The sequence below is a fragment of the Noviherbaspirillum sedimenti genome (assembly GCF_003590835.1).
Classification (GTDB): Bacteria; Pseudomonadota; Gammaproteobacteria; order Burkholderiales; family Burkholderiaceae_D; genus Paucimonas; species Paucimonas sedimenti.
This window is the reverse complement of sequence record NZ_QYUQ01000002.1, coordinates 2359891-2373383: the sequence shown is the minus strand read 5'-3', so window position 1 is coordinate 2373383 and position 13493 is coordinate 2359891. Positions and strand designations below refer to the sequence as shown.

12 protein-coding genes and 2 pseudogenes are annotated in these 13493 nt (G+C 45.5%); 1 reads left to right on the top strand and 13 read right to left on the bottom strand.

All coding sequences use genetic code 11. The annotated features are described in order from the left end of the window. Window positions 1-31: 31 nt before the first annotated feature. From D3878_RS11005 to wbaP, 12 genes and pseudogenes are all read right to left on the bottom strand, one after another. Window positions 32-522: pseudogene (locus D3878_RS11005) on the bottom strand (IS3 family transposase); the annotation flags it as partial. Beyond that, window positions 441-1391 (bottom strand): WavE lipopolysaccharide synthesis family protein, encoded by a 951-nt coding sequence (locus D3878_RS11000; protein WP_119785504.1) that lies wholly within the window; start codon window positions 1389-1391, stop codon window positions 441-443. The gene D3878_RS11000 and the pseudogene D3878_RS11005, both read right to left, overlap by 82 nt. Next, complete coding sequence (locus D3878_RS10995; protein WP_119785503.1) at window positions 1388-2668, bottom strand: MATE family efflux transporter; 1281 nt, start codon at window positions 2666-2668, stop codon at window positions 1388-1390. The genes D3878_RS11000 and D3878_RS10995 overlap by 4 nt, the downstream gene beginning before the upstream one ends. A 49-nt stretch (window positions 2669-2717) precedes the next feature. Further along, complete coding sequence (locus D3878_RS10990) at window positions 2718-3995, bottom strand: WavE lipopolysaccharide synthesis family protein (RefSeq protein WP_158592244.1); 1278 nt, start codon at window positions 3993-3995, stop codon at window positions 2718-2720. Between the two features lie 278 nt (window positions 3996-4273). Continuing rightward, complete coding sequence (locus D3878_RS10985; protein WP_119785501.1) at window positions 4274-5005, bottom strand: glycosyltransferase family 2 protein; 732 nt, start codon at window positions 5003-5005, stop codon at window positions 4274-4276. Between the two features lies 1 nt (window position 5006). After that, a complete protein-coding gene (locus D3878_RS10980; RefSeq protein WP_119785500.1) occupies window positions 5007-6566 on the bottom strand; it encodes an aminoglycoside phosphotransferase family protein in 1560 nt (519 codons plus the stop codon). Further along, window positions 6563-6934 (bottom strand): HAD-IIIC family phosphatase, encoded by a 372-nt coding sequence (locus D3878_RS10975; RefSeq protein WP_119785499.1) that lies wholly within the window; start codon window positions 6932-6934, stop codon window positions 6563-6565. Before D3878_RS10975 ends, D3878_RS10980 begins: the two co-directional genes overlap by 4 nt. 354 nt (window positions 6935-7288) lie before the next feature. Continuing rightward, entirely contained in the window at window positions 7289-8380 is a 1092-nt protein-coding gene (locus D3878_RS10970) for a glycosyltransferase (RefSeq protein ID WP_119785498.1), read from the bottom strand. After that, entirely contained in the window at window positions 8377-9312 is a 936-nt protein-coding gene (locus D3878_RS10965; RefSeq protein ID WP_199688145.1) for a glycosyltransferase family 4 protein, read from the bottom strand. Before D3878_RS10965 ends, D3878_RS10970 begins: the two co-directional genes overlap by 4 nt. Before the next feature lie 71 nt (window positions 9313-9383). Further along, window positions 9384-9779 (bottom strand): annotated as a pseudogene (locus D3878_RS23490) (sugar phosphate nucleotidyltransferase); the annotation flags it as partial. After that, window positions 9722-9844: a hypothetical protein gene (locus D3878_RS24640; RefSeq protein WP_274381908.1), complete on the bottom strand. Its 123-nt coding sequence runs from the start codon at window positions 9842-9844 to the stop codon at window positions 9722-9724. The pseudogene D3878_RS23490 and the gene D3878_RS24640, both read right to left, overlap by 58 nt. A gap of 71 nt (window positions 9845-9915) precedes the next feature. Next, the gene (gene wbaP / locus D3878_RS10955) at window positions 9916-11403 is read right to left on the bottom strand and encodes an undecaprenyl-phosphate galactose phosphotransferase WbaP (protein WP_119785495.1); all 1488 of its coding nucleotides are present in this window, start codon (window positions 11401-11403) and stop codon (window positions 9916-9918) included. 301 nt (window positions 11404-11704) lie between these two features. On the opposite strand from wbaP, the gene D3878_RS10950 reads away from it, so the two are divergent. After that, window positions 11705-11887 carry a hypothetical protein gene (locus D3878_RS10950; RefSeq protein ID WP_119785494.1) on the top strand — a complete coding sequence of 61 codons (183 nt, stop codon included), beginning with the start codon at window positions 11705-11707 and terminating at the stop codon, window positions 11885-11887. A gap of 26 nt (window positions 11888-11913) precedes the next feature. On the opposite strand, the gene pgi is transcribed toward D3878_RS10950, so the two are convergent. Continuing rightward, window positions 11914-13473, bottom strand: a complete 1560-nt coding sequence (gene pgi / locus D3878_RS10945) for a glucose-6-phosphate isomerase (RefSeq protein ID WP_119785493.1) — start codon at window positions 13471-13473, stop codon at window positions 11914-11916. Window positions 13474-13493 lie beyond the last annotated feature (20 nt).

Here is a 13493-nt window from a genome sequence, read left to right as displayed (position 1 = left end):
AAGGCGCTTCTCAAGATGACATTACCGGGGGCTTACGATAGATGCGGTAGACGCGCTTGTGATTCCATGGAAAGCCCTTCACATTGCGCAAATACAGGAAACACAGGCCAAAGCCCCAGTTGCGCTGGTTGGTGGTCAGCCGAATCAGCCAGTCGGCGATGACTTCGTTCTCCGCCGACAGCTTGGCCTGGTAGCGATAGCAAGTCTGGCTGATGCCAAACATCAGGCAAGCCAGGTGGATGCTGACCGATTTCTGTTGTACTGCCCAGTAGGCCATCTTGCGCCGGCAAGATGGCCTCACCACTTTTTTTGCATGGCCTCGGCAATGATTTCCGCCTTCAGGCGCTCCTCGGCATACATCTTCTTCAGGCGCCGGTTCTCTTCCTCCAGCTCCTTCATCCTGGCCATCATGGAGGCCCCCGACAAGCATCGGTTACAACTTAGCTTACGATTCGACTCTGAAAGAATCCAAGAATAACTCGTGCTGTATATTTGATGGCTCGACCTGCAGAATGTAGGTATAAAAGTAGTGTTCGCTCAAATGATGGAGCTAGAGAAAATCTGGATACATATATGTTTTTAATTTCTTTGGCGGAATAACTGTCATACGAGACAAGATACATTTTCTTATGTTTAATAGAAAAAAAATCCAGTGAGATAGAGGAATATATTAAAAGGAATTGTCGATAACTTGCTTCTGCGTTGGATATAACACTTTCCGAAATGTCATATGCATTTTCAATAGAAAAGGACCAGTTTTTTGAATGTAGAAAAGACATCCACAAATGTTGCTCGGCAGAGAATCGATGTAATACTGTCTTGGACGGAGCCGATGTTGGTATTTGATGATTTGAGTACCATCTTATCTCTGTGTCGGACATTAACTTACAAGAGAATATCGTTCTTATATCTTCAGTTTTTCCGAAAAACAAAAAATCGGATACATGATATGCCATGTGATATCGTCGTCTTGGATTTCTAAAAAAATCACGAATGACAAGAATTCTATTAGACTCGGAAGCGTCAATTCCATAGGTTTTGCAACCATTTTCATATTTCTTAATCAGCACTGGGGATTTGAAATAACAATCGGTCCTGGTCTTGACTGCATACTTTGTTTTGACACGGATTAATCCTTCTCTTGATGAGACAATTTGCCGATTTATGTTGTAGTAAATATTTCGACAATCATCAACGATACAAGACCCCGGGTCACGACTCAGTGCCAGTTCATCATATTGTAGCCCTGTTAAATCAGAACCTTCCCAAGTCGAAAGGATAATAGTACTGCCCGGGAAATTTTTTCTTATCGAGGATATAGCAAGTAAGGTTGCTCTTTTATCTGATACTGCGCCTTGCACAACAAATGTGATTTCATCATTTTTAATCATGAGCAGAAATTCCTTTTCATTTCTGCGATCGTTTTGTTAGCATAAGATTTGTTAACAAAATAATTTGACAGTTGTCCAATAAACATTGAAATCGATAGCCCTATGACCCCGGAAATATTTTGAATGGAATAAGCGCAAATCGTAAACAACATTACGAACCCCAAGTTTGCGATTACTACATTCCAATATTTGTTATTTGCTTGGCTAATAATTGCGTAACCAACTTCTATAGAAATTAAAGAATTTGCGCAGAACAAGAAAAAAAGTATTGCAAACAATGTATTTTTATTATCAAGTGGTTTGCCAATTATTATGAAAAATTCGGGTGCTACAATGCATACCGCAATGTAAAGTAATAAGAAAAATGCAGGAAATATGTAGGTAATTTTTCTTAGTAAATCCTCAATGTTTCCGATGGAATGGTGTTTTAAACTATCAACAATTTTATTAATCAGTAATTTGTGTGTTGGTCCATAAGAAACAGAAAGTGCTGCATCAGATATTTTTTTTGCATAAAAAAATAAGGAAGCTTGGCCAGCGGAATACATTGAAAGATAATTTGTGATCGCCCATCCCAGAAAAAAATTGTGTACATTGTGGGCAAATCTGACTTTAAGTCCAATTAAAACAGTGTCAATGAATTTCTTATTTATTGTTAAGGATTTAAAATCAATTATCTTGATTGTAAATAGAAAAGATAATAAGAGAGCTAAACATGAGCCAATTAGATGTGCATATGCCATCTCATTAATTCCTCCAACTCCAGAATCAAAAAGCAATGCCATCGTCACAAATGATGTAGGTAGAAATGTCAGAGTATAGGAAACTGCTAATTGATCTATTGCGTTTAATACTGCTAGCAGAATCTGGAGCGGTAAATAACAAACAAGGGAGATTGTGAAAATACTTAGCACACCAAAAACCATCTCCTTTCTGGCATCTGTTAGACCGAATGCAAAAATATTTAAAAGTAATGGCTTGGTAAAGAAAATTACTGTTGTTAAAAGTAGTCCGGCAATAGTTGCGAACGATAAGTATGTGAACAAAAACTGATTTTTTTCCTTTTCACTTATTATTCCGCGATAAGTAAAAATGAATTGCTCGGAAAATAATTGATAAATTAATGATAATGTGGCGTAGATGGTGAAACCTAAGAAATATGTGTCACTTTGCGCTGAAGAACCATAGTTTTTGTAAATCAAAATCACGTTTAACATTCCAATTGCAATTCCAATTGCATTGATAATGTTGTATCGGAATTTAAATAAATCTTTCATTTCGCCGTTTTTCTTTTTTCACTTTTTTCTCGATGCGACCCCGCTTTGGTCAAAGTACTTCATACTCGTTTAGTCTGTACTCAAATTTTTTGAAGTCTGGTTGATTATTGATTTCAGAAATTAATATGTGCCAGTCTGAATGTGAAAGTCTACCTAGCAATTGATTTTCATTATATTGAGGGATGCCTGCCCAATTATATTCTTGGGCGGTATATTTCGACCAAAAGATATCTACTTCTTCTTTGTCGATCAAAATTAGAGCAGATTTAATAAAATCATAATAAGAAGGGTAATCTGCAGAATCATTTAATCCAATTGTTTTTGCAAAATTCCGATGCACAAAAATTTCGGCAACATTCTCGTTAACAATATCAATAACTTTATAAGGTTTGCTGGCGTACTCGCTTGCAGAACGATTTCTAAGGTCATTTTTAAAGTCCCACATCAAATATAAATCGTCAGTGTATCCAAACTGAAACATGTCGCATAAAGACCATGGTCTGTAGCGACACGATGTAATAGACAGTTCTACAATTCGCCCATTCAAAATTGTGTTGTTTTTTACCGGGTATGCTGCCACCAGACTTTTTAAATAGCTTAAAGCCCCTTGACGATAAATTCTTTGGTCTGTACGTGTTTTTAAACAGAAAAGTCTACCTTGACCTTTCATGTGGCTTATTCCGGCTAAGGTCGTGGCTTTTTGTAGATTGAGATTATGGGAGCCAAGTGTTTCTGGTTTTGTTGAATAAATTACTGTGCAGTATTTTTGTAGATCCTGCATTGACTGTTCAACTTCATGTGAGGCCCAAGTTGATAAAACGATTTGTGCGTTCGGGAATATTCGTTTGTATAATTTCACTGTCTCTAAGGTAAAGTTGTTCGTAGAGACATATGGCCCCTGCACTACAATACCTACATCTTCATCATTTTGCTTCCATATGCTGTCGATTTCAATTTCATTCGCTTTCTTAGGTCGAATGTGAAATGTTACGAAACCATCACCTTTTTCGTTTAACTCATATGCTAGTTTCCCCAGTATCTTAATTAAGTTATGAGGCTTGATAAGAGATAACGCATTGGCAATTAATCTTAGCAATAAGCCGATTAAAGTTTTTATTACTCTTCTTGATGCATTTGATATATATGATTTGTATATCATTTTCTTTTCTGTTCGTTCTTTACTAAAATTAGAAATAAATTCATTTTTATTTTCTAATCTACGGATATTTTTTGTTATAAAAAAATTGGTCACCGTACCCCATCTGGGTTTTTTAACTACGGTTACCAAAATCTTAATCGATCGTACAAATCTTTTATCAATTGTCAAGTGTTTTGGAAGGAGAATCCGGAGCTGACTAACCATGAATGGATTGAGTTGAGGCCAACTAATCCCCAGTGATTTGATAGGCTGGCGTGACGATGACGACCGAGAGCGAATCATTTCACCTTACACTTTAGTCTGAGCTGCCAAGGTAAGTGCTTGGAAGAGTATTGCATCAATGGTTCAGGCAGCATGCCAGTGCCTTCGATGCTCGTCTTACGGAAATGCGCTTACACCGGAGCGATGTTCGTTATCGCTGGTTATAAAGATAGTGCTTTGGTCAATTACTTTTTATTTCTAATGTAGTGCTCCGTAACCACACACGCCTCGTATTCAGACGGTGTTCCACAGAACACTACCTCATCGGGAGCGATTAAGTGATATTTGATGGTCTTACCTGCCTTAATCATACGATTGTAGAGAGGCGCTACGTAGTACTCACCTTTAACCGTGTCCTGTTCCTTAACGGCCGCTTCGAATATCGCATCAAAGTCTGCCTTGCGTTTGAAGTAATATAAACCGTCACTGCACAGGTCAGAAACACGGTCTTTTTCCGTGGTGCGCAGGACATTATCGTTGTTGCTTGGAAGTACGAACGACCAATGTTCCCCATCTCCTCTAAAGACCTCAAGGTAGCCGTCGCATTCTGTAACGAAAGTAGGTTTGCGAAAACAGGGGCGGAAAGTGTCAATGTTAAATATGTAGAGTTCTTCATTGGGCGCTAAGTCTCGGATACCCAAATAAACAGTCTCTGCCTGGCCGCGAGTATCACGATCAAATGGCACTAGGACATAGTTCCTTACGCCTATGCGCGCGAGCTCAGAAGTAATGAAGCTTTGAGCGTTGTAGTCCGTGCGACATAGGAAGATGAAGGTGTCAGATTCGAAATAATGCAGGAACGATTCGATTACATGGGAAAACACAGTAGTACCGTGCAGTGGTAGCTGATATTTTGGGACTTTGTAGCCTTCTTTAAAGAAGCGAGAGCTTAGCCCGACCATAGGGATAACAAACATATCAGACTTCCTTCCAAAAAACGTATAGTCGCAGCGCGTTAGCAAGAAATGCTCGTTGGCGTTCAGGTCTATCTCGGTGCAGGGGGAGCATAGAAATAAAAAGTAAAATTACGAGTGGCATGACCTGTCGAGATGTTAGGCGCAACAGCGAATTGTTTCTCTCAAAGCTTTGCTGTATGGCGGCAATAGTATCGTCCAAATGGATCTTGAATTCGAAGTTAAGCGGGGTGGGTTCATGTAAGGTGAATAGACCGGCGACAATGTGGTCATAAAGCCCAAATAAAGAATGAATGAACTTTGCAACGTCGTATCTTAAATCACCAAGAATAGTCAAGTCTCCATCCACGTTGATGCCACGGGGATCTACGACCTTGAGGGCATTTGAACGGGAATCAAAAAGTATGTTGCTGAAGCAAAAATCCCCATGGGATATACCAGGCCGGATTGGTAATTCTAGAGCGGCGCCCTGACACTCAATAGTGATTTGCTCCAATGAGGGGAGTTGTTTCCCATTCAGGCTGGTTGGGTCTGAGAGGCAGTAGTTCGATTCTTCCACAAATTTCGAAAGGCGAAAATTGGTTTTGTCTGAGACCAACTTGGTGAAGTCATACTGAATTTTTTCCTTCTGAGTGTGAGTGAGGACCTCGGCGTTCTGAAAGTCATTTAGCACTGTGTCTGCCAAGTTGAAGATCCTACGCCAGAAGAGCAGTGGAAGACTGCCGTGAACGTACAATTCATTCAAGGGCAAGTAAGGTAGGTATTCAAGTGCGTAAAATCGGCGACCGTTGTCTAAGTCATTTCGTATGAGTTGTGGCGCATAGCGCTTAACAGAGTAGGGGAGAGATGCAAACCAATTAGCTTCTGCTTCCATTTTTTGATGCTGGAAACTGGATTTGAGCACGACGCCGTCTGCTATGTGAAGTTCATTGAATGAACGCTGTGTGGTGATCTTGGCACGAGAGCGGAAGTAATTATTTACATGACCCATGTCTAACCAATCATCGACAATCGTGAATTGCTGCGGACAACTGCGCTGATATATGCGCACTGCATCTACAAACTTACCACGAGCCGAGGAGAGAGAGCGGGCAAGTAATTTTATGTCGCTGAAGGAGAAATAGCCGCACCACACCTTCTCGCTAGTCGCATCCTCGGATTCAATTTCCCATGGATAATCGTCTTCCGCTTCGGCTAATGCTATTACATTTTCAGAAAGCGGAATTTTGCTCAGGTAAGTATCCCCATGGAGAATCCGCAAGGTTTCATCATACTTGCCAATGCTGTTGATCACATATAACAGTGAGTCACCGAGCGACAGGCCATCAGGTACACTAATTACGTTGACATTAAGTCTTTTTAACAGAATTTCATCTGTAGTACGCAATGAGTACGCATCGGTAATAGAGAGATAGATGTCGAGATTCGGAAAAGTAGTACGAAGCGATGTGACTTGATGCTCGTAAAGCCGCTTATTGCCAATAGGTACCAAAGCCGGTGGCAGTTTTCCTAGTTCTACTTGAAACTCCGTGGAGATAAATGCGCCTGATGTAATGAGGATCATTTCCTGATTCCCACCAAGTGGCAGATTTCTTCATGAGACAGCAAAAGGAATTCTTCAGGCCGTATAGCCTTATCATCTACATAGAACCCCTCGGTACCACACCAAGGTTTTCCTGTATATATTTCATCATAGGGAACATGGTGTTTATTCAACCATTCGATGATGATGGGCAGCGTATTGGCATTGATCTTGCCAATCGAGCCTTCATAAGTTCGCATATTTCGGCTTGTGTTAATGGCAATCTCGTACCCCAAATTTTTATATTCACGCATCTTTGCGATCATTTCAGTTTTGGGGGCGGAATTTCGATAGTCACCCTCAATAGTCGTGCAGAGAGTTTCATCAAGGTCGAATATAAGGCGCTTCATATTAATGTCGTAAAAACAAATTCTTCGGTAATATAATTAAATGGTTGGTATCTTCCACGTCCGATTGGAGCATCAAGGCCTATTTTTAGCTCTGGAGTCTTCTATATTTGCTTGGGAAGATAATTCATTAGCGTGACTTTTCATTAGCGTGACTTTTTAGCTATATCTTACATGGTCAAAATATTTATATAACCCATGTCACGCTTGGAAGTCTTAGTAATTGGGTTATCCCTCTATCCATCATGGGAGGGGATTTTTCGTTCAAGGTTAAATCAAAATTGATCGAAAATTTCGAATGGTAAATAAGCAGCCGTGTCCACTAAAATTTTTACCATTTGGCTTATGACAAAATAGCTATAGCTGGCTATTAATTAGGTCTCGCATATTTTGTTTGAAAACTATTTTGTCAAAACGTAATGAATGGGCGCGAAGTTTGCTCGGATCAAATTGCACATTACCCGATTCTACCTTTTGAACCGCCTCAATGAGTGCATCAAGCGTTTGCTCATGAAAGAGTATTCCTGTCTTACCATCAATCACAGTATCCAAGACTCCGCCTCGTCCATAAGCAATCACCGGTGCGCCGGCAGCCATTGCCTCGACCGGAACAATTCCGAAATCCTCCATGCCTGGAAAAATCAAGCCCTTGCAGCACTCTAGATGCTCTTTGACTACAGAGAATGGCTGGCGCCCGAGAAAACGGATATTCGGTGCCGCACGCGCCTTAAGCTCAGCATATAGTTCACCCTCGCCAATAATCACCAATGGCAAATTCAGTCGATTGAAGGCATCGACCGCAAGATCAGAGCGCTTGTAAGCGACTAGTTGGCCAAGGCATAAATAGTAGTCACCTCGTGGTCGGTCTGCTACGAACTCGCTTGTATTGACCGGCGGAAAAATTACCTCTGATTCGCGGCGATAGTATTTACGAATGCGCGAAGCAATAAAGTTTGAATTCGCAACGAATGCATCCACGCGATCTGCCGATGCGCGATCCCACACGCGTAACCAATGCGCAAGGATCGGAAAAAGTAAACGAATCGGAATTGCTGCCTTGCCCAAATACTCATGGTACATATCCCATAAATATCGCATTGGAGAATGGCAGTAACAAATATGCAGGGCATCGGGGCGGGTCACAATTCCCTTGGCTGGTCCTGACTCGCTGCTGATTATCAGATCATAAGCAGTCAGATCCCACTGCTCTAGTGCCAATGGCATGAGAGGTAGATACTTCTGATAATGACGGCGAGCTCCAGGAAGACGGGAAATCAAAGAGGTGAATATCTGCCCTTTGAATCCCGGGCCCAAGGTCGCACGCACTAATGCTTCATCGCAGACATGAACATATAGATCAGCATCGGGAAATAATTCCAGCAAGGCTGAAACTACGGCCTCCCCACCTCGATTACTCAACCACCAATAATGGACAATGGCAACTTTCATGGTGCCCGCCTCAAAGTCGTAATCTCTTCGTCGAGAACCTGGGTTACCCTTTGTGCTACAGCATCCCAAGAAAACCGCTTAGCCTGTTGTATGCCTCGCTCGATTAGCACTTGCCGCAAACCTTGATCAGTCACCACACGTTTAATTCCATCCGCAATCGCAACTTCATCCAGTGGGTCTACCAGGATTGCAGCATCTCCAGCAACCTCGGGCAAGGAGGTCACATTAGACGTAACAACCGGCGTACCGGATGCCATTGCTTCGACCACTGGAAGGCCAAACCCCTCATACAACGTCGGAAATACTAAGGCTATTGCGCTACGATAAATAGATGGCAGTTGCACCTCAGTTACCTTGCCCAAAAAGACAACCCTTCCTTCTACTCCAAGCTCACGTGCCAGGTCAGCCAATCCACCACCCTCTGGTCCTGTGAATAAAAGACGAATATCCAAGGCTATATCTGCTGCAGCAAACGCGCGCAGAAGTCTTTGCTCATTTTTGTGTGCTTTACGATTTCCCACGCAAAACAGGTAGCGATAGCCGGGCGTATGGCGCTCACCATCGGGAGTAAAGTTCGTTGAAACGCCGTTACCAACATTGATGACTTGTGAGGCAGGCATTTTGGCCCATTGGATGATGCGCTGCCTGGAGTATTCGGAAACGGTGAGCACTTTGACAGCCTTGCGGCACGCACGGCGCATCACCCATTGATAATACAAGCGTTTCAATAGATTGCTGTTGGCTGCAAGATCAATATGATTCAGGTCGTGAATGGTAAAAATATATCTATTCAGTCCAAACAGAGGCGCATTGTAACCGGGAGAAAACCAGAGCGAACGGCGGTCCGCTACAATTTTCCAGGTGAGATAAAACACATCGAACGGGCTGGTGGGAGACAGGCGTTTAAGAGAATTTGTGGAAAGCTCTTTCACGCGATTAGCTAGTTCTTGTGAGAACCTGCCAATGCCATGAGCCCCGAGCCACCTTTGGTCAAATTTGACTATCATCTGGAGAAGTTAAGACAAGATGCATTCATTGTTTGTAAAAATTTCTGGAAATCATCCTTAACTTCTGGATGTTTCAATGCAAACTGTACGGTGGCTTGAATGTAGCCTTGTTTGCTGCCGCAGTCGTATCGGATGCCATCAAACTGATACGCCAGAATCGTTTCTTCAGCAATCATCGTTGCAATTGCATCGGTGAGTTGTTGTTCTCCGCCAGCACCAAGCTGTATGTTGTGCAGGTGCTTGAAAATCGATCGCGACAAAATATAGCGGCCGACGACGCCCATGTTGGAGGGGGCATCTTCCAGCGCTGGGTTTTCGACGATGCCATTGAGTTTCAAGATGCGATCGCTGATTGTGGACCCATCGATGACGCCATATGAACGGCTTTTGTCGCGGGTAAAAAGCGGGTGCCGAGGCCGGCAACCGGGAACACTGCTTTAGTGATTTTCTTTTGCATGAACGTGATTCAATTGCTGTGGGCCAGACATATCCTGGTTGGCGCGGGATGGATTTTCTACAAGATCACGTTTAGTAAGCACCATCCCGTTTGAGGATTACCTTGACTGTCCTGATCAAAATCACGATATCGTGGAACCAGGACCAGTTCTTCACATACCATCCATCGAGGTAGACACGGGAGTCGTAACTGATGTCGTTTCTGCCGCTGATTTGCCACAAGCCGGTAATGCCGGGCTTGGCTTTCAGGTATAGATCCACCTGGTTGCCGTAGCGCTCCAGTTCCGCATCCACCACCGGACGCGGGCCAACCAGGCTCATTTCTCCCTTCAGGACATTCCACAGTTGCGGCAATTCGTCCAGGCTGGTTTTTCTGAGGAAGTGACCGATCGGGGTGACGCGTGGATCGTTTTTGAGCTTGAAGTCACGTTCCCACTCCGCTTTCGCTGCCGGGTCGCGCTCCAGCAGTTCCTTCAGGAGTTCGGCCGCATTTGTCTGCATGGTACGGAATTTGTAGCAGGGAAAACTCTTGCCATTCTGGCCGATGCGCTTATGACCGTAAAAAATTGGCCGGCCCGATGCCGCGACCTTTACCGCGATCCAGAGCAGCAGTGGCGAGCCGATAATCAGCAGGCTCAGCGAAGCGGCGATGTCGAAGCTGCGTTTTAGAATGCGCGGGGCACGGCGCGCTAGATTGTTGCGTACCGTCAGGACCAGGATTTCATGGCTAAAGAAGTGGTTGACTTCCATGCCGTACAGGGGGAGGCCACGCAGCGATGGCACGATCTGCATGTCTTGATCGAGGTCGCTGAGTTGTTGGACCAGTTCCGGGCGCGCATTGATCTCACCTTGTTCCAGGGCGAGCACGACGTGCGGGTTGCCAAGCTGCGTTAATGTCGCCTGCAATTTGCGCGGTAACGAAATAAGCGGAATGCTGCGCCCGCCGTTATCCTTGTAATTAATCTCCGGTTTGGCCTTACCTTCCGGCACCAGGAATGCAATCAAGCGGTACCCCATAAGCGCTTCGTCTTCAAATGCCTTGGCGGTTTCCAGCAGGTTGTTGCCAGTGCCGATAATCACCATCGGCCGGACCCAGCCGCCCATGGCAGTCAATGTGTGTTTTGCCAGGCCGCGGCTGATTAACAGAAGGCCAGGGGCAAGCAGCCATTTCAGTAGGATGTCGGCGCGGGAGAGCGGCCATTCCGCAAACAGCACCAGCGCGGATTCGACGAGCCCGATGATTAAAAAAATCTTGAGGACTTCACGAAGTTCATTCCAGAAGGGCCGGCGCTTCCAGTAATGGCCCTTGGTCCAGAAAGCGATGATCGATAACAGGATCAACGCGAACTGCCCTTCCACGCGCTGGTAGTCGCTTTGCAGCATCGGTGCTGGAAAAATGCCGGTGATGGCTTGTGCCTTGAATAGCGAAGTGATGACGGCCGTCAGGTAAAAAGTTGCAAGCAGGGCGAGTGCATCGAGGCCTACCAGAATCCATTTTTCACATTCTTTTCCGAAGTACCATGGGGATTTGGTCACTACGATATTTTCAACCAGCTTCATGCTTATTCTTTAAATGTTTTCCAGCAGTTAAACCCCGTGACAAGACGACTGCGCGAGATGTAAACGCAATAGCTTGATTTGAAACAATATTGTATTAAAAATCAGCTTCTGTTAGCAGGTATTTTAACCTTTTGGCAATGATAATTTGTTTATGCCGTTTTAAAAAACAACAATTGTAAAAATCCGTTAGATAAACAATGTTGTTTTTTGAGAAAACGCATGACCCGCTTGGCAGTTCGGTTTTAAGTTCGAACTGAGGAACTTCCGACATTGCCGTTAAATAATTTTTAGAGCGATTGCCATGATGAACAGACAGCAATTATTCAATTTGATGAATGAAGCGGGTTTTAGTACCGACTGGGTAGGGTATGGCGATGTCCAAGAAACTCTTGCGAAGTATGAAAAGTTTGCTGAACTCATTGAAGATAAATTGATGACGCGCCCGGCTTTCAGGAGCGAAAGCAACGCTGATAAACACCTGTAATCGGTATCGCCGTTGATATAAGATACTCAGCATTGGGTTTCGCATATCCAATGTAAAAGGCCAGCGGTGGAGCCGTCCAGGCCGGAAGTATTGCCTGTGGCTAGACGCTGCTGAAGGTTCTTGGCCAAGGTCTTCCCTAGCTCAACGCCCCATTGGTCAAAGCTGTTGATACCCCAAACTACGCCGGCCACAAACACGCGGTGTTCGTACAATGCCAGTAAGGCACCCAGCGCAGTCGGGCTCAGTTCGTCGAGCAGCAGTACGGTGCTTGGGCGGTTGCCGGGAAAGTCTTGGTGGCCGGGCAACTGGCCAACACCGGCCTCGGCACCTGCCATAAGTGCCTGGGCTTGCGCCAGACCGTTGGCCAGCAAGGTGTCGTGGTGGCCTTCGAGGCAGTGAGCGGGGCGTCGCACCAGCACAAATTCCGTCGATATGCGCTGGGTGCCTTGGTGCAGCCACTGAAAGAACGCGTGTTGACTGTTGCTGCCCACCTCGCCCCAGAGGGCAGCAGTGGTGGGGTAGTCCAGTGCCGTTCCGTTTGCATGTACGCGCTTGCCATTGCTTTCCATTTCCAGTTGCTGCAAGTAGGCTGGCAGCCGGCGCAGGCCGTGGTGGTATGGCACCAGGCAACGGCTAGCCAGCTGCAAGAAGCTGCTGTTCCACACATCCAGCAGCCCCAACCAGACCGGCAGGTTGGCCTGCAGCGGGGCATCCGTAAAATGCGCGTCCATGGCCGCGGCACCGCGTAGCAGTTCGGCAAAGCCTCCCGCGCCTATGGCCACTGCCAATGGCAAACCGATGGCGGACCAGAGGGAGTAGCGGCCGCCAACGCCCTCTGGCATGTGCAGTATCCGACCCATGCCCATGGCGGTGGCCAGTTCCGGCTTGGCAGTAACCGCAACGAAATGCGGGCCCGCGTTCACGCCACCCTGGGCATGAAACCAGTCCCAGGCCGAGCGCGCATTGCGCAATGTTTCAACTGTGGACCAGGACTTCGACGCCACTACAAACAGGGTGCGCTCTGGCGTCAAGCCTTGCAGCGTTTGGTGCAGGTCGTGTCCATCCAGGTTGCCGACAAAATGCAGACGTTGACCGCAGCTGTGATGCGGCTGCAATGCCTGCACTGCCATTTCGGGGCCCAGACCAGAGCCTCCAATGCCGATGTGAACAATATTTTCAATGGCCGGGTTGGCGCGTATGGACTCTGCCAAGACAAGCATGTCTTGCAGACCCTGCAATCGTTCATCGGATTCCTGCGCAGTGTTCGTTGCAATGCCGCTGAAACGGGTGCGCAACCAGGCATGGAGTGCCGGACGCTTTTCAGTCGGATTGACAATGTCGCCCGCCAGCAGCGCGGTGCGGCGCTCATTCAGGCCAGCGTGCTCGGCAAGGTTCAAGAGCTTCGCTAGCACCTCCCTATCCCAAAGATTTTTTGACAAATCGGCCCGCACATGGGGGGCTGATATGCTTAGCTCTTCAAAGCGCTGGGGCGTCTTGTTGAACGCGCTGCGTAGATCAAAAGCCTTGGCATAATATTCGGCCAACTTGGCAACGGATTGCCACGCAACATTTTTTTCCGTGTCCATAAATCATTATTGTTTATTGC